This window comes from Terribacillus saccharophilus, from assembly GCF_046592895.1.
Taxonomy (GTDB): domain Bacteria; phylum Bacillota; class Bacilli; order Bacillales; family Amphibacillaceae; genus Terribacillus; species Terribacillus saccharophilus_D.
The window spans coordinates 192,146-215,150 of the sequence record NZ_JAWVPU010000003.1 but is presented as its reverse complement, the minus strand read 5'-3'; the positions used below and the strand labels follow the sequence as shown (position 1 = coordinate 215,150).

Below are 23,005 nucleotides of genomic sequence, written 5' to 3'. Positions count from 1 at the left end.
CTATGAAACTATTAACAACCATTGCACAACATGCGGCAATGACACCGGAGAAGACAGCATTTCGCAATGGAAATGATACAATCAGCTACGGAATGCTCTGGGACAAATCCAGCAAAATGGCGAGTCTGATCCGTGACAGCTTTCAGCTGCAGCGTCAGACGCCGATTGTCGTGTACGGCCATATGGGGACGGATATGCCGGTATCCTTTCTCGCCTGCGTAAAAGCTGGCTACCCATACATACCGGTTGATACATCCATTCCAATGGAGCGGGTGCGTCTTATCGTGGAAAAATCCGGAGCTGGACTGGTGATCAATACCACGGGTGTAGATCTGGATATAGACAATATTTCAATATTACATACAGAAGCTTTGCAGCTTGATCAAACGGAAGCGATCGAACAGGATTATTGGGTCAAGGAAAACGATGTATTCTATATCATCTATACATCTGGCAGCACCGGGAACCCAAAAGGTGTCCAAGTGACGGCAGCCAACCTGCAATCTTTTACTGATTGGATGACGGAAGATTTTCCCTTAGGCAGTGACAAGGTATTCATGAACCAAGCACCATTTTCATTCGACTTGTCCGTGATGGATGTTTATCCAGCTTTGCAAAGCGGGGGAACACTTCATGCCCTGGATAAAGACGTGATCAGCAAGCCGAAGCAGCTATTTGAAAATTTGGGTCAATCCGGGATACAGATTTGGACTTCGACACCTTCTTTTGTGCAGATGTGCTTTCCGAATCCGGATTTCGATGCGACCATGCTTCCTGAGCTTGAAACATTTCTTTTCTGCGGGGAAGTCCTTCCGCTTGCAGTGGCAAGGGAGTTGAAAGAACGTTTCCCGAATGCAAAAGTCTTCAATACATATGGTCCGACAGAAGCCACAGTCGCGGTGACGAGCATCGAGGTCACCGAAGGACTGCTGAGCAAAGAAGAAGCATTACCAGTTGGATTTCCGAAACCGGATATGCGCATATATGTTGTCGACGAGGTGGGAAGTTTGCTGCCTGAAGGCGAGAAAGGTGAACTTGTCCTGGCAGGTCCGAGTGTGACCAAAGGATATCTTGGGGAACCGCAGCTGACTGAAAAGGCGTTTGGCATGATCGAAGGCTTGTCATCTTACCGAACTGGAGATGCCGGCGTTATAAAAGACGGAATGGTGTACTGCCAAGGTCGTCTGGATTACCAAATAAAACTTCATGGGTACCGGATGGAATTGGAGGATATCGAATTTCATCTCAATCAATCCGACTATATCGAGTCCGCAATCATCATTCCTCATGCACCAAATGAGGAAATCGAATACTTGATTGCAGCGATCGTTCCGAAAGAACATGATTTTGCGAAAGAATATCAGCTGACGGCGGCAATTCGAAAGGATCTTGCTCTTCGTTTACCAGCATACATGATACCTCGTAAATTCACGTATCATGAAGCGATTCCGATGACCATGAATGGAAAAGCCGATCGGAAGAAGATGAAAGAAGAGGTATTCGAATGACCCCGTATAGCTCATTCCTTTTCTTCATCATATTAGGCATCCTGCTGTTGCCAACGATGATACTGGGTATGTTGGGCAAACATTTGCGTTATTACAATGTATTTGTCTCCATCGTCGTACTTGCGATGATCTTCTCAGGCGGAGATGAAGGGTTTTATGCCCTAGTCTTCTTTACCATCCTGCAGCTTGTGCTGATCAAAGGTTACATAAAATACAGACAAACGAAGAATAGCAGTCTTGTATTCTATTTGATGAGTTTGCTGTCCATCTTGCCTTTGATTTTATCGAAATGCCTACCGTTATTGGCAGTGGATAACTGGGCAAGCTTTCTCGGAATCTCGTATCTGACCTTCCGAGCTGTTCAAATCATCATCGAAACAAGGGATGGTTTGATCAAGCAGCAGCTGTCGATATATCAGCTCGTCAATTTCATGCTGTTTTACCCGACGATTTCGTCAGGGCCGATTGATCGGTTCCGCCGTTTTCAAAAAGACGAACAGAAAACCTGGGCACCGGATGAATATAAGGAATTGCTTTATAAAGGAATCAATAAAATTTTCCTTGGTTTCTTGTACAAGTTCATCATCGGCTACAGCATCAATACGTATTTCATCATGAATCTCGACCATATCGCGGATGGCCGTTTCAGTTATCATCTGCTGTATATGTACAGCTATAGCTTGTACTTATTCTTCGATTTTGCCGGCTACACACTATTTGCTGTCGGAGTGAGCTATATCATGGGCATCAGATCGCCAGAGAACTTCAACTTGCCATTTATCAGCCGAAATATAAAAGATTTCTGGAATCGCTGGCATATGTCACTATCTTTCTGGTTCCGCGATTACGTATTCATGCGTTTTGTCTTCCTGATGAAGAAGAAAAAATGGATACAAAATAAAATGCTCGTATCCAATCTCGGTTATATCCTATTGTTTTTACTGATGGGAGTTTGGCATGGATTGGCTATCCAGTACATCGTTTACGGGGCATATCATGCATTGATGATGACAGCCTTCAATTTCTTCGAGACCTGGAACAAAAAACATAAACGCTGGCCGACAGGAAAATTCATGACAATTGTCTCGATCGTCATCACTTTCCATGTTGTCTGTTTCGGATTCTATCTGTTTTCCGGAAGACCATTTCAATAAATAAAAGGGGAATTACGAATGGATTTTAAAGAGAAAGTACTACATGTTATTGCTGAAGTTTGTGAAGACGATGTTGTGAAAGAGGAGCATGATCTGGATATCTTCGAAGCTGGACTGCTGGATTCTTTTGCAACAGTTGAATTGCTTGTTCAATTTGAAGAACAGCTAGGCATCAATGTGCCGATCACGGAATTCGACCGTGATACATGGAATACACCAAATGCGATTATCGATCGATTGAATGAGCTGAAATAATGAAAAAGAAGTATCTATTCGGACCAATCATTCTTGCATTGGTCCTGTTCGCCGGCTTTGTTTTTGTACCGGCTTCCTGGCTGGCCAAACTGGTGCCGGACGATCGTTTGGAGCAATCGGCTGCCAGCCTGGAGCCGAACATGTTCCAAGGTACATATTTGCAGGGAGAAATGCTTGCTGATCCGGATTATGTCCCGATTTACGGATCTTCCGAGCTGTCCCGCTGGGATCCGTTTCACCCGTCCAACTACTTTGAAACAAATGGCGCGGATTATACACCGTATTTGATCGGGAAAGGCGGTACTACTTCGATCATCCATGATTTGAATCTTGCAACGCATGCGGATAAGCTGAAAGGCAAGCAGATGGTCATCATCGTATCGCCGCAATGGTTCGTCAAGCAGGGTACGGATGAACAGCATTTTGCACCGAATTACTCTTCGTTACAGGCTTTTGAACTGCCATTCAATGACGATATAGATGAAAATGTGAAGCGGGAATTGATGCAAAGGCTGATGTCATATGATGCAGTCAAAAATGACACGATGCTGTATCAATTGTACGATGCTTATCTGCATGATGAGAAAATCAAGCTAAACCTGCTGACAGCCCCTGCCAAAGCGTATATTTCAATGCTTAAGAAAAAGGATTTGTATTTCACGCTCTTGAAAGATGTACAGCCAAATCGGCATGAATCCGATGATGTGAAAAATAAGACCTGGGAGGAACTGCAGGAACAGGCTGATGCTTATGGTGAGAAACGGACGAAGGACTCTAAATTCCACATCGCAACCAATGTGTATAAACATAAAAAGAATCACATCAAAGAGATGGAAGGTAAGAATAAAGGACATTCTTACGCAGAGTCCCCGGAATATGCGGACTTTCAGCTGATGCTTGATATCCTGAAAAAAGCAGAAGCAAAACCGCTATTTGTCATCATTCCGGTGAACGGAGAATACTATGATTATACTGGCTTCCCGAAACAAGGACGGGATGACTACTATGATCGAATCAAAAATCAAATCGATGATTATGGCTTTACTTATGCCGACTATTCTGATCATGAGTATGATCCGTATTTCATGCGTGATACCATTCATATCGGCTGGAAAGGCTGGGTATACCTGGACGAAGATATGGAGAAATTCCTTCAATGATAACAGAGACGATTCACCATGCCGGTGGATCGTCTTTTTGTATAGGAACTAAAATCCTCCTGGACTGGTTAGACTATGGAAAAAAGTCTAAGGAGAGATGGAGATTGAAGAAAACGATATATATCTTAAGCTTTTTATTCATATGCTTCATGCTTGTTTCCTTCTTTATAGAACTGAAAAATGGTGATACTAATTCGTGGACCAAGAGCGGCGGCAGGATACTAATGAGTGCCTTGCCGCTCGCTCTGCTTTTCTTCCAGCGCACACCATTCAGCGTACCGCATATATTCGGATATTATATGCTGCTTGTCTTTACCTTTATACTGGGGGCCATCTTCCATTTTTATGACAAGTACAAATGGTGGGACATAACACTTCATGTGATTGGTGCCATGTATGTCGCATGGCTTGCCTTAGCCATTTATCGCTACAAAGTTTTACGCCCAGCAGGAATCTATATATCGCGTTGGATTATTTTCTTGTTTGTTCTATCCATGGCCGCCTTAGGCAGTGCAATTTGGGAAAGCATCGAATTCATCGGGGATATGACCGTAACAAGCGTGATGCAGCGAAGCGGAAATACCGACACGATTTCAGATATGATTGCAGGATTGCTTGGCGGAGTCATATTGGGCGTTTATGCTTTATTCCGGAATAAGCCGCTGGAGGGGAAAGAAATCAGATAATCAATATTTGATGAGAGGAGCTGCTATTGAGCAGCTTTTTTTCATGGAATTTATCAGTTGTTTATTTTTGGTTTGTACACTCTTCTTAGAAGGGAGAGGGACTCAATTGTGGAACAAAATGAAACGTTTATTAAAATTTGCAGCTATAACACTTGGACTGCTGATTTTTCTTCTTTCGGCAGCAGCTTACAGCTTCCATCAGTATAAGCTCCATCAAGAAAAAGAACTATTACAGGAAGCTTCACTGCAAGGTGACCTAGTAACAGTCGACGGAAAGCCAATGCATGTATATGAAGAAGGGGAGGGAGAAAATACATTTGTATTTCTTTCGGGGCATGGAGTCGTTGCGCCGGTTTATGAAATGAAGGGATTATACAGTCTCTTTTCCAAGCATGATCGTATTGCTGTTATTGATCGAGCGGGTTATGGTTTAAGTGAAAAAGACAATGAGGGGAGCGATATTGATCGTACTGTAAATCAGACAAGAGAAATGCTGCGAAAAAGCGGTAATAAACCGCCTTATGTATTGGTGCCACACTCATTATCTGGAATAGAAGCAATCTATTGGGCGCAAAAATATCCAGAAGAAGTGAAAGCTATCCTGGCATTGGACATCGGACTGCCACGGGATTATGTCAATCATCCACCAACTCAAACTGAAAAACTGCTGTTTCGGGGCATGAACGTTGCAGCGGAACTTGGGTACCACAGAATGATGCCAGAGCAAGTTTATCACCCGGAAGTAATCAAGCAAGGTTTTTTGACCGATAAAGAAAAAGAGATATATAAAGCAATCTCTTTCAAACGATTTTTAAATCAAAATGTACGTGATGAGATGATCAACGCGGAAGCAAACGCTGATAAGTCAGTGTCATTACCGGCGCCTAAACAAACACCTGTATTGCTGATTGCTGCGTACACGAAGGAAAACGAACACAATAAGTATACGGACTACAAAATGGAGAATTATCAAGATTTTGTGAATCAGCTTGATGATGGTGAGATGATAAAGGTTGAAGGGAAACACTCCATTTATCTTTATGCACCGGAAGAAATCTATGAAGTTGGCAGCTCATTTATCGAACATCTGGATGAAGACAGAAAGGAGTAGGGGCGTGAAAGGTTATCAAATCATTGTGGTGGAGGATGACCCTGCCATTGGGGAACTGATGCAGAAAATATTGCAGAGGGAAGGGTATACTGTCCATTTGCTTGCGGATGGCAGCAATTTATTGGATGTCTTACATACTGGTGATCTAGTCATCATGGATATCATGCTGCCAGGTAAAGATGGGTTCCGGCTTGGAGAACAAATCAAAACCATGGATCTGCATATTCCGGTACTGTTCGTTTCTGCACGTAACGAAATAGAGAGTAAATTGCGTGGACTTACTTTGGGAGAAGAGTACATCACAAAACCCTTCGATCCCAGGGAATTGCTCATAAGAATACAAAACCTTTTGGAGCATCGTTATGGAAGTTGTACTCAGATAGGAAATCTTTTCATCGATATAGATAAAAAGAAATTATACAATGGCGGTTTTCAGAACGAAATAATACTGACGGCAATGGAAAGGAAGCTGTTTTTCTTTATGTATGAAAATCGGGATAGAATTTTGTCCAAAGAACAATTCTTGGCATTCGCCTGGCAACTGGAGGATAGGACTCCAAACATACTGAATGTCCATATAAAGAAACTTAGGATGAAAATGGATGACCAGCAAGGGAGAATCCTGGAAAACGTCTATGGTGAAGGATACCGGCTTAACACTCGGATAAAACGATGAAACTCAAAAATAGGTATCGACTTCTGTTGCTGATAGCCCTTATCAGTGTCCCACTGATGCTGGTTACGTCTGGAATCTTTATAGCACAGCTTTATGAAATGTTTTTCAAACACCGAAATGACAATCTTCCATTTCATGAGTCACTAGGCTATCCTGTGATGCTCGTTGTCTGCTTCATTGGATTGGTTGTAATGGCGTTTCTGTTTTCTATTTCGATCAATGCATTACTTAGGAAAATTGCTTTGCTGCAAACAACGATCAAAGAACTTGCTGCGAGTGCAGCTATCCCGGAAACTTTACCCGTTGAGCGGAGGGATGAGCTAGGTGATCTGACAGAAGCAGTCAACCTGCTTATCGAACGAACCACTTACCGCGAACTTGAGCTGAAACAGCGGAGGAAGATGGAGACTGAGATGCTGCAAAAGCTCAAACATGATATAAATACGCCTTTGACTGCACTGCGCCTGCAGTTATTTTATTTGGAAGATGAGTTGCAAGACAAAAATGCGCTAGTTTCCATGTATCAGCAAATAGAATATATTGCCGATTTGTCATCCGAACTCCCCTTTCATGCTTCAGAAGGACTTTCGGAGGCTTATGTCATAAGCGAAGAAGTGGACATGCGTGCTTTTTGTCAGCTGATGATTGATAAATGGAGCTACTTATACAGCATGCAAAACATTCAAATTCGATTTTATGATGGAGAAAAGCCAGTGATGTGGATTGCAAATGAGCTTTGGCTGCAGCGGATGTTCGATAATATATTCCAAAATACTTTGAAACATGCAAAAGCAGATAATCTTACTCTCACACTCACAGCCCAATCAATATCCATTGCAGATGATGGAAAAGGCTTCAGAGTCGATGAGGTGAAGCAAGGACTGGGTCTAAAGATAATCAAGGACACCGCAAGAATCCTTCATCTGGAGTATCAATTGATTGCAAATAAAGAAGGAACAAGATATTTATTCCAATCACCTGAAACAACGAGATGAAGTGAAAATTATCCTATGAATAAATATTAGTTTTGTTGTATCATAAAACAATAGCGAACTCACATTCAGCAGGAGAGGAATACAACGATGGCTACATATAAAATCATTCAAAACGAACAAGATTTCGAAAAAGCAAAGGCGATGCGTGTGGCGATTTTCGTGGAAGAGCAAGGCGTAGCTTATGAAGATGAGTTCGATCAGTTCGATGTGCTGGACGGTGCTTGTCAGCATATACTGGTTTACCATGAGGACAAGGCTGTCGGTACGGGCAGACTGCGTTTTGTCGGGGATTATGCGAAGCTTGAGCGCATATGTATGATGAAGGAGTACCGCAAATATGGACTTGGCAGAGTGATTATTGCTAGTTTGGAAGAAATCGCCCGTCTTGCTGGTAAAACGGATTTCAAATTGCATGCACAAGTTCAAGCGAGTGGATTTTACCGGAAACTCGGATATACGGAAGCTAGCGATGTTTTTGATGAAGACGGAATTCCGCATATCATCATGGAAAAGAAAGAGAATGTCACAGTGACATCATGATGCTAGTAGTCGTCAGGTTCCCTAGCCTGGCGATTTTTTGTATTTCTTGTTGAAACGCTTTCAATCGACTGCTGCTTTGTTAGAATGAAACTATGATTGCGCTGCATCCGGGGCGCCAAGTGAACCTAAGGAAGGGGCAGTTGGGATGAAAACGACAGATGTACAGCATGTGATGCAATTGACAGAACAGTATGGAGCGAATAATTATCATCCGCTTCCGATCGTCATAGCGAAAGCTGAAGGCGTATGGGTTGAGGATACCGAGGGAAAGCGCTATATGGATATGCTCAGTGCGTATTCGGCGGTGAATCAAGGACATCGTCATCCGAAAATCATTGCGGCACTCATTGAACAGGCCCAGAAAGTGACGCTCACATCCCGTGCATTTCAAAACGACCAGTTAGGTTTATGGTACGAAAAAGTGGCTGCTTTGACTGGCAAGAATATGATTCTGCCGATGAACACCGGGGCTGAAGCTGTCGAGACAGCTTTTAAAACGGCCAGGCGCTGGGGATACGACGTAAAGGGCATTGCAGATGATCAAGCGGAGATCATTGTGTGCAGCGGAAACTTCCATGGCCGGACGATGACCGCTGTTTCGCTTTCATCGGAAGCGGAATATCGCCGCGGATTCGGTCCGATGATACCAGGAATCAAGATTATTCCTTTTGGTGATTTGGAAGCTCTCAAATCTGCGATCACACCGAATACAGCGGCCTTCCTATTGGAACCGATTCAAGGGGAGGCAGGCATCATCATCCCGCCAAAAGGGTACTTAAAAGCAGCAGCGGAATTATGTCAGCAAGAAAATGTCCTATTCATTGCTGATGAAATCCAAGTCGGCCTCGGACGTACTGGCAAGTCGTTCGCATGTGACTGGGAGAATGTCACGCCGGACTTGTATATCCTTGGCAAGGCATTGGGCGGCGGTGTGTTCCCGATTTCCTGTGTGGCGGGTGATAAAGATATATTATCTGTTTTCAATCCTGGCTCTCACGGTTCCACTTTCGGAGGCAATCCGCTGGCTTGTGCTGTTTCGATTGCGGCACTTGATGTGCTACAGGAAGAAGATTTGGCAGAGAAATCCCAACGTCTTGGCACCTATTTACTTGAGGAGCTGAAAAAGCTGTCCTCACCTAAAATCAAAGACATTCGGGGTAGAGGATTGTTCATCGGCATTGAATTGAACGAAGCCGCCCGCCCTTATTGTGAAAAGCTGAAAGAACTTGGTGTGCTGTGCAAAGAGACGCATGAAACGGTCATCCGGATCGCCCCGCCCTTGGTCATTACCGAAGATGAGCTAGCATGGGCACTGGAGAGGCTGAAGCAAGTATTGCAGTAATGGAGAAGGAGTGGAGATAAATTGAAGCTAGGTATAAGTGAACTGGAAACAGCACCAATCGCTCTTGGCTGTATGCGGATGAGCGATCTGACGAAGCAGGAAGCGACCAATGTCATCGACGCAAGCTTTGAAGCGGGTATCAATCTATTCGATCATGCGGATATTTATGGAGCGGGAACGTCGGAAGAAATCTTTGCTTCCGCGCTTGACGAGAGCAGTGTAAAAAGGGAAGATATTCTGCTGCAATCCAAATGCGGGATCCGGCACGGATATTTCGACTTTTCCAAGACGCATATCATCTCCAGTGTCGACGCTATACTGCAAAGGCTGCAGACGGATTATCTGGACAGTCTGCTGCTGCACCGGCCAGATGCGCTGATGGAGCCAGAGGAAGTAGCCGAAGCATTTCGTGAGCTGAAAGAAAGTGGGAAGGTAAGGTACTTTGGTGTCAGTAATCATCACCCTCAGCAGATAGAATTGCTGAAACAATATGTCGAGGAAGATTTGATTATCAATCAGCTGCAATTCAGTTTGATGCATACACCTTTGATTGACGCTGGATTGAATGTGAATATGCAAAACAAGGAGTCGATTGTGCGTGACAGCGGTTTGCTGGCGTATAGCCAGCTTCACAACATGACAGTCCAAGCATGGTCACCTTTCCAATTCGGTATGATTGAAGGAGTTTTCATCGACCATCCCGATTTTCCAGAAGTCAATGCGGCCCTGCAGGAAGCAGCTGAGAAGTACGGAGTCAGTAAATCGGCGATTGCAATTGCTTGGATCCTGCGACATCCTGCCAATATACAAGCTATCATTGGTTCGATGAACACAGAACGAATACAATCCATCACCCAAGCACTTTCCATTCGGCTGACCAGGGAAGAGTGGTACGGCTTGTATCGAGCGGCCGGAAATAATGTACCGTGACCTTGTGGTTATCTTAGCGCGAATTACCTTTGTTGGGTAATTCGTTTTTTTGTGGGATAACTAGTAGCAAACCATTGACATGTGACACTGTGTCACATATAATTTTCTTATCATCAATTGTGACACAGTGTCATATGTTTAGGCAGGGGTGAAAAAAATGCCAAAGCAAACCTTTCTTTCTTTACCGGAAGACAAAAAGGGTACGCTGATTCAAGCTGCCAAGAAAGAGTTCTCAAGGGTCCCGCTTCATGAAGCGTCCATAGCGAACATCATTAAAGATGCTGGAATTCCAAGAGGCAGTTTTTATCAGTACTTTGAGGATAAGGAAGATCTGTATTATTATTTATTGAATCAGCTTGCGCAAGGGAATAATAAGAAGATGACGGCGATTCTTCAAGAAAAGAAGGGCAATCTGCTGGAGTCTTTATCAGAACAGTTCCGTTATATGATTTCTTTGCGTCATGACGAGGAGCATAGTGACTTTCTCAAGTATGCGTTCCTGAATATGAACCACCGGAAAGAAAATACTATGGCAAATAACATATATAAAGAGAGCTTGAAAAATGAACGCAACCAAACCTTGGAGATGATAGATACGTCTTATCTGAATATCGAGGATAAGCAAGAGCTAACGCATGTCATCAGGATCATCGGGGCCATCACTTTTCATAATCTTGTTCAAGTATTTGTCCATGATCTTACGGATACGGAAGCTATCTCTAATTATGAAACGCAGATCAGCTTGGTGAAAAAAGGACTGCAAAAGGAAGGTGTCGACTGATGTACGATAAGGTGATCAAAAAAAGCGATGATTTCATGAAAAAACTTGTGGTGACACTGCAACAGCAGGGAATCAACGCAACATTATGCAAACGGCCGCTTTTGCAGCCTTAAATTGAATAAGGGGAGATAGAATTTTGAACACGGAAACAACGCAACCTAGAAAAGTACCTTATCTGATGCTGGCTATTTTATTTGTCGGAGCATTTGTCTCCTTCTTGAATAACTCGTTGCTGAACGTTGCCTTGCCATCGATCATGGTTGACTTGAAAATCGAGGATTATTCGACGGTTCAATGGCTTGCAACAGGCTATATGCTCGTCAGCGGGGTTTTGATTCCAGCCTCCGCCTTTTTAGTGACACGTTTCTCCAACCGTATGCTGTTCATTACAGCGATGATCATTTTTACGCTCGGTACTGCTTTGGCAGCTTTTGCGCCGAACTTCGGTCTATTGCTGACTGGACGTATGGTGCAAGCAGCAGGTTCCTCGGTCATGGGACCGTTGCTGATGAATATCATGCTCGTCAGCTTCCCGCGTGAAAAACGTGGGACAGCGATGGGGATTTTTGGTCTGGTTATGATTACAGCGCCAGCTATCGGACCTACATTGTCCGGTTATATCGTGGAATACTATGACTGGCGTCTATTGTTTGAAATGATTCTTCCGCTGGCCGTGATCAGTTTGTTACTTGCTGTCTGGAAGCTTAAAAATGTGATGCAGCAGAACACAGAAGCATCACTCGACTATCTATCCGTCGTGCTATCATCCATTGGTTTCGGTGGTTTGCTTTATGGATTCAGTTCCGCTAGTTCCGATGGCTGGACCGATCCAGTCGTATTGACTACGCTGATTGTCGGAGCAATCGCATTGGTTGTCTTTGTACGCCGCCAATTGCGCATGGAAAAACCACTATTGGATTTGCGTGTTTACAAGCATCCAATGTTTGCACTTTCTTCCGTCATCTCTGTAGTAAACGCTGTAGCGATGTTCTCTGGTATGATCTTGACACCGGCTTACGTTCAGAATGTACGAGGAATCTCACCATTGGATTCAGGACTGATGATGCTTCCTGGTGCGATTATCATGGGTGTGATGTCGCCGATCACCGGCCGTCTTTTCGATAAGTTCGGACCGCGTATCCTGGCAGTTGTCGGATTGGCTATAACAGCAGTTTCTACCTATATGCTGGCTCATCTGCAACTTGACTCTAGTTATGCTTATATCATCTTCATTTACACATTGCGTATGTTCGGTATGTCAATGGTCATGATGCCGATCATGACAAACGGTCTGAACCAGCTGCCAACTGTATTGAACCCGCATGGTACAGCGGTGAATAACACGGCGCAGCAAGTATCCGGTTCAATCGGTACTGCTATCTTGGTGACAATCATGAACACTGTTACAAAAAATGAAGGTGAAAGCTTGATGGCAGGCGTGGACCCAGCGACACTGACAGAAGCATCCACTGCACTGATGACACAAAAAGCCCTGCTTGCTGGTATTCATGCTTCCTTCTATGTAGCACTGGCAATCAATATCGTGGCATTACTATTGGCATTCTTCGTGAAACGCGTGGACACAAGCAGCGATGCTGTAAGAAAGATTGAGAAACAACAAGATATTGGCCAGGGAAGTCCTGAGCCTGCAAAATAAAGGAATGGATCCGGTTGTACCGGGTCCATTTTTTTGTGTGGAAGATACTGTTTTCTTTATTATCAGCTACAAGTTAGAGCTAGCTTGATTATCATTAGTTGTGGTTCCTCCCTTTATGATTTTGGACTTTTTTGCTGATGAAAATATATTTACAATATTTTAAGTGGTTTTGCTTAATATGTTAATGTGCTATTTCTTTAGTACAGTTATGAAACTTATATCCATTTTATCTCGTATAAGTTAGCAGAGAGAGAAAAGAGGGGGAAAATCAATGTCTGCACAAGTAAACATACCTCAACACAAATTACCGAAAGAAACATTACGTGTTGGATTGATTGGAGATATCATTTTTGACATAGTCGTGCTCTTGATTTTTGGTGCTTTATTCGGGCTGGATCATTTTTTTGATTGGCCATCATGGATTGGAATCGTACTTTTGGTTTTGCTTATCATCTCGATACCGTTTGGGGTGATCGGCTACTTTGCTACTATAATCGATCATCGTAATTGGCGTTATGCCATCGATGAGGAATATGTCCAGCTTAAACAGGGTGCGTGGTTTCAAAAAGATCAGCTTATACCGGTAACGAAGATTCAGTCCGTCGAAACCAAACAAGGACCGCTACTGAGGAAATACAAGCTCCGGGAAGTAGAGATAGAGACAATGGCAGGCGAATACAGCATTCCTGGATTGCCGGAGAAAGAGGCTTATGCGTTAAGGGATGAAATTGCAGCATATGCCAAAGCGAAGGAAGAGGACGATTGATGGATACGAAACGTTATCATCCGGCTGTTTTACTGTTTCGGATTGGAAAATCGATAAGGAATTGGATCGTTCCTCTCATTGTTTTCACTATCTTCAATGATAGTGATGGCTGGTGGGGTACATATGCGAAATATTTTATTTTGGCCATCATAGTTCTATCCATAGCGAGTGATTTATTGTCATGGTTCTCGGAAAAATATGCAGCAGATGAACAAGCATTCCACTTATACAGCGGCATCTTTTCCAAATCCAGCCGCACTGTTCCGTATGAGAAAATACAAAATGTAACCAAGCATACAACAGTTTTGCACCGTCTCCTCCGTCTGACAGCGATTAAGTTTGAAACAGGGTCGCGGGAAAAAGCGGTGGACTTTAAAATACTGACCAAAGTAGAAGCGCTGCGGCTGGAGGAGCTGACTAAAAGGGAGAAGCAGACTGACTCACATACCGAAGTGATGGAGGAGCAGCCGGGGCATGAAGAAATGCTACCGGAACAACCTGTTCCTGCATCCGAAGAGAGAACAAGTCATTTTAAACCGACAATCAAAGAATTGATAAAAGCTTCTTTTACTTCCTTGAGCTTTTTACTCATTCCGCCATTGCTGATCGGTTTTGCCCTGAAATTCGATATATTCTTTGAATGGAAGGTTTTAAGGCAGTATTTACCGCTTTTGAAGGTCTGGTGGATCCCGGCAGTGGGAGTCATCGGACTTATCGCAATATCACTGCTTGTGAACATGTGGCGTATCTTGCAGAAATACGGCAACTATGAGCTGGCATCGGATGAACAGCATATTTATATCCAAACAGGCTTACTAAGTGAATCGTCCTTTTCCATCCGGAAAGATCGCGTGCAAGGTATAGAGATCAGCCAGCCGCTGCTGCATCGTTTACTTGGATTGGCGAAGGTGAAACTGATCAGCACAGGTGCACTGGATATCAGTGATGATACAGAGTCCATCAATTCCCTTTATCCATTTTTCAAATTGCAGCAGGCACAGAATCTGATCAAAGAAATTTTGCCAGAGTATGAAGTGAAGCTTTCCATGGAAAAACTGCAGCAGAAGGTGCTGCCTTATCGGTTGCTGCAGCCATCTATCATTTGGCTGGGAGTGACCATCACACTGTATTTTTGGCAGCCGGAAGTACTTGGATACCAGATTACGTGGTGGATCGTTTCCATTGCCCTATTCTTGCTGATAGGAATATATCGCTATTTGGACTTTAAACATACAAGTTATCTGGTTAGCGAGAAGTTCTTCCAGATAAAATCAGGAGCATTCACAACTACATTGTTTGTGACTAAAAGAAACAAGATGATCGAGATAGCCAAGTATCAGAATCCGCTGCAGCGCTGGCTTAAATTGGCGACGATCGAATCGGTCACGCGGGGGAAGCCTGTACTTCATAACAAACTCAAAGATTTACCTGCAAGTGAAGCAGAACGCTTCTATACATGGTATCACCAGCGGACAAATGATGTCCGGCGGCAATAGGGAAGGACAGTCCCAAGCGGACTGTCCTTCTGTGTTTAGAATCCTTCGCGTGGTATGTCTTTGCCTTCTTCATTCTTCAAGGATCCGTCTTTGTCCACATTGTCTATCTTGCCATCGACAGTACCCTCTGTAAGTGTATCCGTTACTTGCTCGTGCGTATCCGAAATACCTTTATCCACGGAATTTGATGAACCACCATTTTCTTGAGGTCTATACATTTTATCAGCTACCTCATTTGCAGTTTCTTGTTTTGATTTACCCAATTTGTATTCCTCCTTCCGTTTACTCATTAGTTTCCCGAAAGAAAGGAAAAATATGTTTGACTTTATGACTAGCCGATATTTGTTTACATATCCTTCTATGGTCCTGTCTATTCCGCGAGACGTTTATAAGAAGGATATTATGGGAAAACTTGAAGTAAGAAAGCGGCTGGTGGAGAATTTTAGCAAAATAAAACCCTTTACCTTGCAAACGCTTTCATAATAAAATGTATGTAAGCAGGAAAGCTATTCTACATCCTCATACTAGAAGGAGTGGACAAGAAATGAAGAAAAATGAAAATAATTTTTTCGTAGGGTTACTATATGGTACTGGATTGAGTATCCCGCTCTGGGTAACGTTCTTTGCGGTTGCAAAAGGGATTTCAGAAGCAGTGTCCTAATAAGATGAAAAAGAAGCGCCGGCAGCTGCTGGCGCTTCTTTTTCATGTATACTAGTAAGAAAAGGACGTATTGATACCAATGGATTTTGAAACAGTTTATGAATTGATGGAGCGTGCATTCCCGATTGAGGAACATCGCAGTTTCGCTGAGCAAAAAGCACTTCTGGACAGGGAAGATTATCGGATATTTATGTATGAAGAGAATGGTAGTTTAGCAGCTTTTTGTGCAATGTATAACTTGCCGGATTTCTCTTTCATCGAACATATTGCAGTGGCTGAGACTTTCAGAGGACAAGGAATGGGCAGACGGATCATGAAAGAAATCATGACTGCTTCTGAAAAGCCGATCATACTGGAGGTGGAGCCGCCAGCTGGATCCGAGGCTGCAGCCCGCCGCGTGCGCTTTTATGAACGCTTGGGCTTTCACTTGCATGATCATCCGTATGAGCAGCCTCCATTGCATGAAGGGAGTGCGCCTCTGCCATTACAGCTCATGAGTTATCCAGATGCTTACGATAGAGACGCATTCGAGCATGTAAAAAGGATGATTCTGCATCATGTTTATGATGCATGATTCCTGCGGTCAGCGATAATCATGTTTGTCCTTTCGATAAGAGTGAAAAGCGGTACGCAAAGCCGCATAGCTTCCGATGGCAGCATAGCCATAAAAATATCCCATGAAGATCGCGGCAATCAGGTTATGCGGGTGACTGAAGAAGATGGACAGAATCAATCCGCTCAGCAAGGCGATTGTAGGTGTATACTTGCCGGGAATGGGCAGGAGATGCTTCACGATTTGGGTAAAAATAAGAACGATCGGCACACCGAGGACAGCATCCCAGAAGTTTGTCATGATCATAGGAAATTCCAACGTTCCTACCTCCTTTGTATAGCGTATGCTAGGTTGTCCTGACTTATTAAGGATGCAGATCATTTTCCTTTTCGAACCAAAAGCCGTTTAGAAAAAGGGGTAGCTGGGGATACAGATTATTAAGAAAACTAGCAAAATAGTAAAACGGGATTTTAACGATTGACGTGCATATATGGGATGGTGTATAGTGTACGTACACTAGATATTGTGTTACGGAGGCCGGTATTATGCAAAGATATTTATTCGAATACAAAATCCTGCCAACTGGCGAAACAAGTGAATTCAGTCACGTTGCAGCTTCTGAGGAAGAAGCTCGCCAGTCCATCAAGGAACGTGTGGCGGATTTGGAATTCGTAGAACCAGAAGAAGTCGAAATCGGCAGCTTGCTTCGTACATTGGATGCAAGCAAACGCTATTACGAATGTGAAGGCTGTACTTGATTGAAAAACGACCCGGAGTCATACTCCCGGGTCGTTTTTTTATAGTTTGAATACAGCAATTGCTTCATTGAGCTGACGGCTGATATGCGTCAATTCCTCAGCCGATGTCGCAATATTTGCGACCGCCTGGATTTGATCCTCGATTGATGCTGCGATTTCCTCTACACTTGCTGCCGTTTCTTCGGATACACTGGATGCATTTTGGATGCTGTCCGTGATGTCAGTCGTTTGTGCAGTGACACTTCTGATTTCTTCAATCAATCTGCTGCCGGCATTTTTCGTAGCCTCTGCAGCAGCTTCGATAGCCGCGAATTCTGCAGCCGTTGCTGTGACAGAGTGATTCAGCTGTTCAGCCTGCTGTTTATTTGACTGGATGCGGGCTGCATTTTCCGCAGCCTCGCTTGTAATCGAGCCAATCATCTGCTGAATCTCTTTTGTTGCTGCATTGGATTGGTCGGCGAGCTTGCGGACCTCACTTGCCACCACAGCAAAGCCTTTGCCATGCTCACCAGCTCGTGCAGCCTCGATGCTCGCATTAAGAGCAAGCAAATTCGTTTCTCCGGTAATATTCTCAATCACATCGGTGATACGGTTGATTTGCTGCAAGTTCTTTTCCAGCTCAAGCATGCCGGCTGAAATAGCTTCTACAGATTGCATGGAAGCATTATTGGCTGCTGTCAAATCATGCATCATATTGCTGCCTTTATGTGTTGCTTCACTTGTCTGAAGGGAAGCTTGGGCAATGGCATCACTTTGTGCAGTCATGGTCCGAATGCTATCGTTGAACTTGCTCAGATGATAGGTCGTCGATTCCAGATCTTCTGCTTGGGAGCTTGCACCCTTGGCAATGTCATCGACAGCAACGCCGACTTGCTCGCTGCTAGCGGATGTTTCTTCGCTGACTGCGGAAAGTTCCGATGCTGCATCAGATACTTTGTCACTGGATTGGATGATGCTTTGGACTAGATGTCGCAGCTCTTTCGACATCTTGGTGAAAGCATTACTCAGGACACCGATCTCATCTTTTGTTTCCTGCAGTTCGGTTTCTCTGAAATCACCGGCAGCAAGCTGTTCAGCAGCGGCTGTGACGGCTTTCAGTTGTGCTAGCTTCGGACGGATCAGGAAGTAGAACAAAATAAGGCTGAGCAGTGTGATTCCAACCGTAACACCAATGATGATCCATTTGACTATTACCAGATCTTGATAAAACAAGTCGGTATAAACCGTGATGCCAACCGTCCAGTTCCAAGGCTCGAAATAATTCACATAAGCCATCTTTTCCCGGACTTCTCCTGTTTCCTCATTTGTGTCATCGTAGCTCATAAAACTATCCGAGTTGTTTGCAGATTGCGCTAAAGCAATCAAGTTTTCCCGGTTTTCCTTTGTCTTGTCATCTGATGGTGCGGAGTTGATTGCTTCGCTGGGATGAAGCACCATATTAGCATTGTCATCATAAGCGATGATGTAACCGGCGCCATTTTTATAATTGAAATTCGATTGCGCTAAATCATGCGAACCGTCTGTTATAGGACCGTTCAAGATGGAACGGGCTTCTTCCTGAGCTTCTTCCAGCGTCATTTCCCCGTTTTCCACTCGTTCATTCAAAAGTGTCAGGACACTTGTTGCGCTGTTTGCCATATGCTGCAGATCCATCTTCCCAGCATCGATCAGCGCATTTTTGGATGTCATATAACTGATGGTACCGACGGCAGTGCCGCAGATGATTGTAATCAATGCAACGATCACCATTAACCTTATTGCTAAGCTATTTCTCTTTTTCATGTTTATCCCCCTCAGAACTTTGTGCCCCCATACCTATATAATCGGTGTTTGAAATCATTTGTTAAGTGAAAAAGAGAAGAGATATTTACTTTATGTAAATAAATTTGGAGAGGAAGATGCAAGATGACGGCAATCACACATATTGGCATGACAGTACCCAATCTGGATGCTGCAATTAACTGGTATAAGGAAGCGTTAGGTTTCCGTATCATTGCCGGGCCTTTTGATATGAAAACAGAGGAAGGTGATATGACACGTGATTTGCAAGGAGATGAAGTGAAGCATATTCGCAATGTTCATATGAGCGCGGCGAATCAAGTCGGGATCGAATTATTCGAGTTCATCGTGCCGGAAACAAAAGGCGGCACTGTACGGAAACCTTGGGAGCCGGGAGTATTTCATCTTTGCATTGTGGCAGAGGACGGGGATGTGCACGGACTGTCCAAAAAAATCGAAAAGACTGGCGGTAAAATCATCAGTAAAGTGTGGCCGCTCGATGAAGAAAAAGCATATTATCTTGTCTATTGCCAAGATCCATTCGGCAACACCATCGAAGTGTATTCCCATAGTACCGAACAGATTTTTGCGAACCGATGAGCTATCTTTGGCAGTATAGTAATGGGAAGAAGGTTACGAGATACAATCCATGTTTGGAAAAACAAGTATGTTAGCTAGAACGTCTGCACCTTTTAATCGATTGGGTCTATCTGTCATTCCTGCATGTCCTCTATAATTGTGACAATATCTGATTACAATCAGCAGAGGAGGACATGCATGAATAAGAAACGACAATTATTGATAGGGGTTTTGATTCTGTTCGCTGCATTCATCCTGTTTTACCCATCGACCAGTTTCGCCCAAAGCGGAACAGTGAATGTCGATACAACCTTGAATGTCAGATCAGAGCCATCGACTTCATCATCGATCATCGGCAGTTTGAATCCGGGTGATGCTGTCGATTTGATAGAGGTTGCAAACGGCTGGGGGAAGATTACATACAAAGGGCAGACAGGTTATGTAAGCATGACGTACATACAAACCGGCGCAGGTGCCCTGACAGGAAAGACAATTGCAATCGATGCCGGCCATGGTGGTAAAGATAGCGGTGCTGCGGCAAATGGCATATTGGAGAAAAATGTTGTCTTGCCTATCGCCCAAAAGACTGAGGCAAAGCTCGAGGCTCAAGGTGCCGATGTCATCATGACCAGATCAGACGATACATTCGTCGAGCTTGAGGACAGGGCTGCTGCGGCGAACGCAGCTGGAGCGGATATTTTCGTCAGTATACACGCTAATGCTTCCTCTGCAACATCCGCAAGCGGTTCAGAAGTTTATTATTATCCTGGTTCATCAAGCGGACAGTCATTGGCAGCAAGTGTGCAGGATAATCTGGTAAACCAGCTTGGATCACAAGACCGCGGTATCAAAAGTTCTGATTTCAATGTGCTCCGGAACACAAGCATGCCGGCAGTACTGACGGAAATCGGCTTTGTCACCAATGCTGCAGAAGCCGATAAACTGGCATCGGATGCATATCAGGACAAAGCAGCAACGGGTCTTGCTCAAGGCGTGCGGGAATATGCGGAGTGAATTTTCGTAGGTGCTTTATTAAGGCAGTAAATCTAGTATTTGCTGCCTTTTTCTTTTCGAAACTTGCTCAAGTTAGAGACTGAAAACGCAAGATTTACCTGAAGTGGGTGGGCTGTAAATTAATTGGTAAGACTATTAGACTATTAATTGGCAACATATTCATCTATAATGAATGCGAATCTACAAAATTCTACAAAAACGGAAGGGGAATCGTATGCTAGTAAAACATCTGACGCATCGCTCGCTGTTGGTCTTTCTTATTGCACTTATAGCAGTTGTGGCTTTTATGCCGGCAACGGGTCATGCGGAAAGCGGAACAATCGATGTATCGACATCTCTTAACGTTAGGGCAGAGCCTTCTAACGATGCAGAAGTGATTGGCAAGCTGCAAGGCGGTCAGGCAATCGAAATCAAAGAAGTAAATCACGACTGGGGCAAAATAGATTATTACGGCCAAGAAGGATACATAAGTATGGTGTTTGTAAGTGGCGGAGCCCAGGAATCGGGATCTGTACAAGCAGAAGACGTACAGCCAGTTTCCCAGTCTGCTGGTATGACGGAGGGGTATGTGCAAGTTGCGACAAGCCTGAATGTTCGCTCGACTCCGGATATGTCAGCTGATGTTGTTGACAGTTTGTATAACGGCAATAGCGTCTCCATTTTATCGATTGATAATAATTGGGCGCAAATTGAACATGATGGGACAACCGGTTATGTGAGCATGGATTTCATCTCCACAAGCGAGAACGAAGCATCTTCCAGTCTATCACCTTTAAAAGGGAAAACGATCGTGATCGATGCAGGTCATGGCGGGAAAGATAGTGGTGCGATCGGAGATTACTTTTATGAAAAGTCAGTCGTACTTGCGATTGCTTTGAAGACAGAAGCGCAATTAAGGAATCTAGGGGCGAATGTCATCATGACCCGTGACGATGATACATTCGTGGCACTGGAATCAAGGGCAGCTATGTCGAATGCTGCGGGGGCTTCCATGTTCGTCAGTATCCACTTGAATGCAACTTCAGCGGATTACGTCAACGGAACGGAAGTATATTATTACCCGGATGGCGATACGAGTGTCCAGCTTGCATCAACTGTGCAAGAGAATCTCTCTTCCAAGCTTGGCTCGATCGACCGCGGTACACAAGCTGCTGATTTCAGCGTGCTGCGCAATACCAATGCACCGGCAATCCTGGCGGAAGTGGGGTATATTACCAACTCGGCAGAAGCTGCAGATTTGGCAACAGACAGCTATCAGGAAAAAGCCGCTACGGGAATCGTACAGGGCTTGGAAAATTATTATCAGTAAATACATGAACGATGCGGAGGGGCTCCGCATCGTTTTTTATTTTGTCAGCTCGACATCTGCAACATAAAAGGTATCGCCATCGGTCATTTCCTTATACATCTCGATATAAATCTGATGAATTTCCTGTCCGTCTTTATTGATTATATTACGCCAGTCTTGTCGGACTTGGCCTTTATTTGTTGATGATGTCTTCTTGGAATAGAGTCGGTGTGCATCTGGAAACGTCTCTTTCACATAATCGGAAATGTTCCGCTCCAGCTCATGCCGGACAACTGCTTCCCTGCCTGCAGTATATGTGTGTCGAAATTGCATCTGGATGTTCTTCCTCCTGCGTACTCTATGATTAGAACGTTTGTTCTTATTGGTAGTATATAAGATTTCAAGGAAGTTGGCTAGAGGGGATTGCCAAAATAAACCTAATCCATTTGTGACAATTAATTGAACAGGAAGTCGAGAAATATGCTGAAATGAAAGCGCGCTATTTGCGCCATTTTTGGATATATAGTATACTTGGTTTGTAAGAAAAGTAAAGAAAGTAAGGAATACTTGAAAGAAGGGCGAAATAATGGAATTAGCAAAGCTTAGTTCAAAAGGGCAGATCACCGTTCCGAAGCACATCCGGGATGTCCTGAATGTTAAAGAAGGGGAGCATGTCGCATTCGTTGAAGAAGGCGGTATCGTATTCATGGCAAAGGCGGATCTCGATTCGATCCATGATCTGCAAGAGATACTAAGCGACAGTAAGTTCAAGGAAGTCGTCCGGAAAGCAAAACAACTCAAATAGGAGGTATCGGTATGAACATCCGCGAATCAGACTTACCGGGTATCGGGAGAAAGTTCGAGCTTATGACAGAGAATGATGACAAAGTCGTCGTGATCATCCATGACGATGGGCGGCGGGAAGTTTACCATTACGATGACGAGGATTTGGATGAAAGCATCTCAGGTGTCACATTCACAGACTCTGAAGCAAGACAGCTGGCTTCCATCATCGGCGGGATGACTTATAAGCCCAAAGCAGTGGAAACGATCGAAGTTGCATTCGATGATCTTGTCATCGAATGGTATAAGCTTGGACCGAATGCGCCGATCATCGGGAAGAGCATCGGGGAAATCGGCATCCGCCAGAACTATAACATCAATATCATCGGTATCATCCGTAAAGATCACTCCAAGCAGTTGAATCCTGGAGTTGATTCTGTCTTCAAAAGCGGTGATACAATCGTCATTTCTGGTGAGCGCGCAGATATAAAACGCGCGAACGGTGAATTATTCTTGAAAGAAAGGGGATAGAC

General features: G+C 44.0%; 26 protein-coding genes. 22 read left to right on the top strand and 4 right to left on the bottom strand.

Annotation, left to right across the window (positions count from 1 at the left end; all coding sequences use genetic code 11):
- Nucleotides 1-2: 2 nt before the first annotated feature.
- The 15 genes from dltA to SFC66_RS11885 all read left to right on the top strand — a co-directional run bounded on the left by dltA (nucleotide 3) and on the right by SFC66_RS11885 (nucleotide 15,057).
- Complete coding sequence (gene dltA / locus SFC66_RS11955) at nucleotides 3-1,508, top strand: D-alanine--poly(phosphoribitol) ligase subunit DltA (protein WP_411218956.1); 1,506 nt, start codon at nucleotides 3-5, stop codon at nucleotides 1,506-1,508.
- Nucleotides 1,505-2,662, top strand: coding sequence for a D-alanyl-lipoteichoic acid biosynthesis protein DltB (gene dltB, locus SFC66_RS11950; protein ID WP_411218955.1), 1,158 nt, complete (start codon nucleotides 1,505-1,507; stop codon nucleotides 2,660-2,662). The genes dltA and dltB overlap by 4 nt, the downstream gene beginning before the upstream one ends.
- An 18-nt stretch (nucleotides 2,663-2,680) precedes the next feature.
- Nucleotides 2,681-2,917, top strand: a complete 237-nt coding sequence (gene dltC / locus SFC66_RS11945) for a D-alanine--poly(phosphoribitol) ligase subunit DltC (RefSeq protein ID WP_411218954.1) — start codon at nucleotides 2,681-2,683, stop codon at nucleotides 2,915-2,917.
- A complete protein-coding gene (gene dltD / locus SFC66_RS11940) occupies nucleotides 2,917-4,077 on the top strand; it encodes a D-alanyl-lipoteichoic acid biosynthesis protein DltD (protein ID WP_411218953.1) in 1,161 nt (386 codons plus the stop codon). The genes dltC and dltD overlap by 1 nt, the downstream gene beginning before the upstream one ends.
- A gap of 104 nt (nucleotides 4,078-4,181) precedes the next feature.
- Nucleotides 4,182-4,763, top strand: coding sequence for a DUF2238 domain-containing protein (locus tag SFC66_RS11935; protein WP_411218952.1), 582 nt, complete (start codon nucleotides 4,182-4,184; stop codon nucleotides 4,761-4,763).
- Between the two features lie 118 nt (nucleotides 4,764-4,881).
- Nucleotides 4,882-5,874, top strand: coding sequence for an alpha/beta hydrolase (locus SFC66_RS11930; RefSeq protein WP_411218951.1), 993 nt, complete (start codon nucleotides 4,882-4,884; stop codon nucleotides 5,872-5,874).
- 4 nt (nucleotides 5,875-5,878) lie between these two features.
- Nucleotides 5,879-6,550 carry a response regulator transcription factor gene (locus SFC66_RS11925; RefSeq protein ID WP_411218950.1) on the top strand — a complete coding sequence of 224 codons (672 nt, stop codon included), beginning with the start codon at nucleotides 5,879-5,881 and terminating at the stop codon, nucleotides 6,548-6,550.
- A complete protein-coding gene (locus SFC66_RS11920; protein ID WP_411218949.1) occupies nucleotides 6,547-7,545 on the top strand; it encodes a sensor histidine kinase in 999 nt (332 codons plus the stop codon). Before SFC66_RS11925 ends, SFC66_RS11920 begins: the two co-directional genes overlap by 4 nt.
- Before the next feature lie 87 nt (nucleotides 7,546-7,632).
- Nucleotides 7,633-8,085 carry a GNAT family N-acetyltransferase gene (locus SFC66_RS11915; protein WP_411218948.1) on the top strand — a complete coding sequence of 151 codons (453 nt, stop codon included), beginning with the start codon at nucleotides 7,633-7,635 and terminating at the stop codon, nucleotides 8,083-8,085.
- Nucleotides 8,086-8,230: 145 nt separating this feature from the next.
- Nucleotides 8,231-9,427 (top strand): ornithine--oxo-acid transaminase, encoded by a 1,197-nt coding sequence (locus tag SFC66_RS11910; RefSeq protein WP_411218947.1) that lies wholly within the window; start codon nucleotides 8,231-8,233, stop codon nucleotides 9,425-9,427.
- A 21-nt stretch (nucleotides 9,428-9,448) separates the two neighbouring features.
- Nucleotides 9,449-10,357, top strand: a complete 909-nt coding sequence (locus SFC66_RS11905) for an aldo/keto reductase (protein WP_411218946.1) — start codon at nucleotides 9,449-9,451, stop codon at nucleotides 10,355-10,357.
- A 157-nt stretch (nucleotides 10,358-10,514) separates the two neighbouring features.
- Nucleotides 10,515-11,138, top strand: a complete 624-nt coding sequence (locus SFC66_RS11900; protein ID WP_411218945.1) for a TetR/AcrR family transcriptional regulator — start codon at nucleotides 10,515-10,517, stop codon at nucleotides 11,136-11,138.
- A 178-nt stretch (nucleotides 11,139-11,316) separates the two neighbouring features.
- Nucleotides 11,317-12,795: a DHA2 family efflux MFS transporter permease subunit gene (locus SFC66_RS11895; RefSeq protein ID WP_411219113.1), complete on the top strand. Its 1,479-nt coding sequence runs from the start codon at nucleotides 11,317-11,319 to the stop codon at nucleotides 12,793-12,795.
- Between the two features lie 271 nt (nucleotides 12,796-13,066).
- Nucleotides 13,067-13,561 (top strand): PH domain-containing protein, encoded by a 495-nt coding sequence (locus SFC66_RS11890; protein ID WP_411218944.1) that lies wholly within the window; start codon nucleotides 13,067-13,069, stop codon nucleotides 13,559-13,561.
- Nucleotides 13,561-15,057 (top strand): PH domain-containing protein, encoded by a 1,497-nt coding sequence (locus tag SFC66_RS11885; RefSeq protein WP_411218943.1) that lies wholly within the window; start codon nucleotides 13,561-13,563, stop codon nucleotides 15,055-15,057. Before SFC66_RS11890 ends, SFC66_RS11885 begins: the two co-directional genes overlap by 1 nt.
- Nucleotides 15,058-15,092: 35 nt before the next feature.
- Here SFC66_RS11885 and SFC66_RS11880 read toward each other — a convergent pair whose 3' ends face one another.
- On the bottom strand, nucleotides 15,093-15,320 hold the full coding sequence (locus SFC66_RS11880; RefSeq protein ID WP_411218942.1) for a YozQ family protein: 228 nt from the start codon (nucleotides 15,318-15,320) through the stop codon (nucleotides 15,093-15,095).
- A 477-nt stretch (nucleotides 15,321-15,797) separates the two neighbouring features.
- On the opposite strand from SFC66_RS11880, the gene SFC66_RS11875 reads away from it, so the two are divergent.
- On the top strand, nucleotides 15,798-16,292 hold the full coding sequence (locus SFC66_RS11875; protein WP_411218941.1) for a GNAT family N-acetyltransferase: 495 nt from the start codon (nucleotides 15,798-15,800) through the stop codon (nucleotides 16,290-16,292).
- 9 nt (nucleotides 16,293-16,301) lie between these two features.
- On the opposite strand, the gene SFC66_RS11870 is transcribed toward SFC66_RS11875, so the two are convergent.
- Entirely contained in the window at nucleotides 16,302-16,589 is a 288-nt protein-coding gene (locus SFC66_RS11870) for a hypothetical protein (RefSeq protein ID WP_411218940.1), read from the bottom strand.
- A 227-nt stretch (nucleotides 16,590-16,816) separates the two neighbouring features.
- Here SFC66_RS11870 and SFC66_RS11865 point away from each other — a divergent pair, with 227 nt between their 5' ends.
- Nucleotides 16,817-17,029 (top strand): hypothetical protein, encoded by a 213-nt coding sequence (locus tag SFC66_RS11865; RefSeq protein WP_095223413.1) that lies wholly within the window; start codon nucleotides 16,817-16,819, stop codon nucleotides 17,027-17,029.
- A gap of 39 nt (nucleotides 17,030-17,068) precedes the next feature.
- On the opposite strand, the gene SFC66_RS11860 is transcribed toward SFC66_RS11865, so the two are convergent.
- Entirely contained in the window at nucleotides 17,069-18,811 is a 1,743-nt protein-coding gene (locus SFC66_RS11860) for a methyl-accepting chemotaxis protein (protein ID WP_411218939.1), read from the bottom strand.
- Nucleotides 18,812-18,934: 123 nt separating this feature from the next.
- Here SFC66_RS11860 and SFC66_RS11855 point away from each other — a divergent pair, with 123 nt between their 5' ends.
- The 3 genes from SFC66_RS11855 to SFC66_RS11845 all read left to right on the top strand — a co-directional run bounded on the left by SFC66_RS11855 (nucleotide 18,935) and on the right by SFC66_RS11845 (nucleotide 21,710).
- Nucleotides 18,935-19,408, top strand: coding sequence for a VOC family protein (locus tag SFC66_RS11855; protein ID WP_411218938.1), 474 nt, complete (start codon nucleotides 18,935-18,937; stop codon nucleotides 19,406-19,408).
- Between the two features lie 177 nt (nucleotides 19,409-19,585).
- Entirely contained in the window at nucleotides 19,586-20,401 is an 816-nt protein-coding gene (locus tag SFC66_RS11850; RefSeq protein WP_411218937.1) for an N-acetylmuramoyl-L-alanine amidase family protein, read from the top strand.
- Nucleotides 20,402-20,615: 214 nt separating this feature from the next.
- Complete coding sequence (locus tag SFC66_RS11845; RefSeq protein ID WP_411218936.1) at nucleotides 20,616-21,710, top strand: N-acetylmuramoyl-L-alanine amidase family protein; 1,095 nt, start codon at nucleotides 20,616-20,618, stop codon at nucleotides 21,708-21,710.
- Nucleotides 21,711-21,746: 36 nt separating this feature from the next.
- On the opposite strand, the gene SFC66_RS11840 is transcribed toward SFC66_RS11845, so the two are convergent.
- Nucleotides 21,747-22,022, bottom strand: a complete 276-nt coding sequence (locus SFC66_RS11840) for a hypothetical protein (RefSeq protein WP_411218935.1) — start codon at nucleotides 22,020-22,022, stop codon at nucleotides 21,747-21,749.
- A 253-nt stretch (nucleotides 22,023-22,275) separates the two neighbouring features.
- Between SFC66_RS11840 and SFC66_RS11835 the strand changes: the two genes are divergently transcribed.
- Both SFC66_RS11835 and SFC66_RS11830 read left to right on the top strand, forming a co-directional pair.
- Nucleotides 22,276-22,494, top strand: a complete 219-nt coding sequence (locus SFC66_RS11835) for an AbrB/MazE/SpoVT family DNA-binding domain-containing protein (protein ID WP_411214793.1) — start codon at nucleotides 22,276-22,278, stop codon at nucleotides 22,492-22,494.
- An 11-nt stretch (nucleotides 22,495-22,505) separates the two neighbouring features.
- Nucleotides 22,506-23,003, top strand: coding sequence for a cation:proton antiporter regulatory subunit (locus SFC66_RS11830; RefSeq protein ID WP_411218934.1), 498 nt, complete (start codon nucleotides 22,506-22,508; stop codon nucleotides 23,001-23,003).
- The last annotated feature ends 2 nt before the right edge of the window (nucleotides 23,004-23,005 follow it).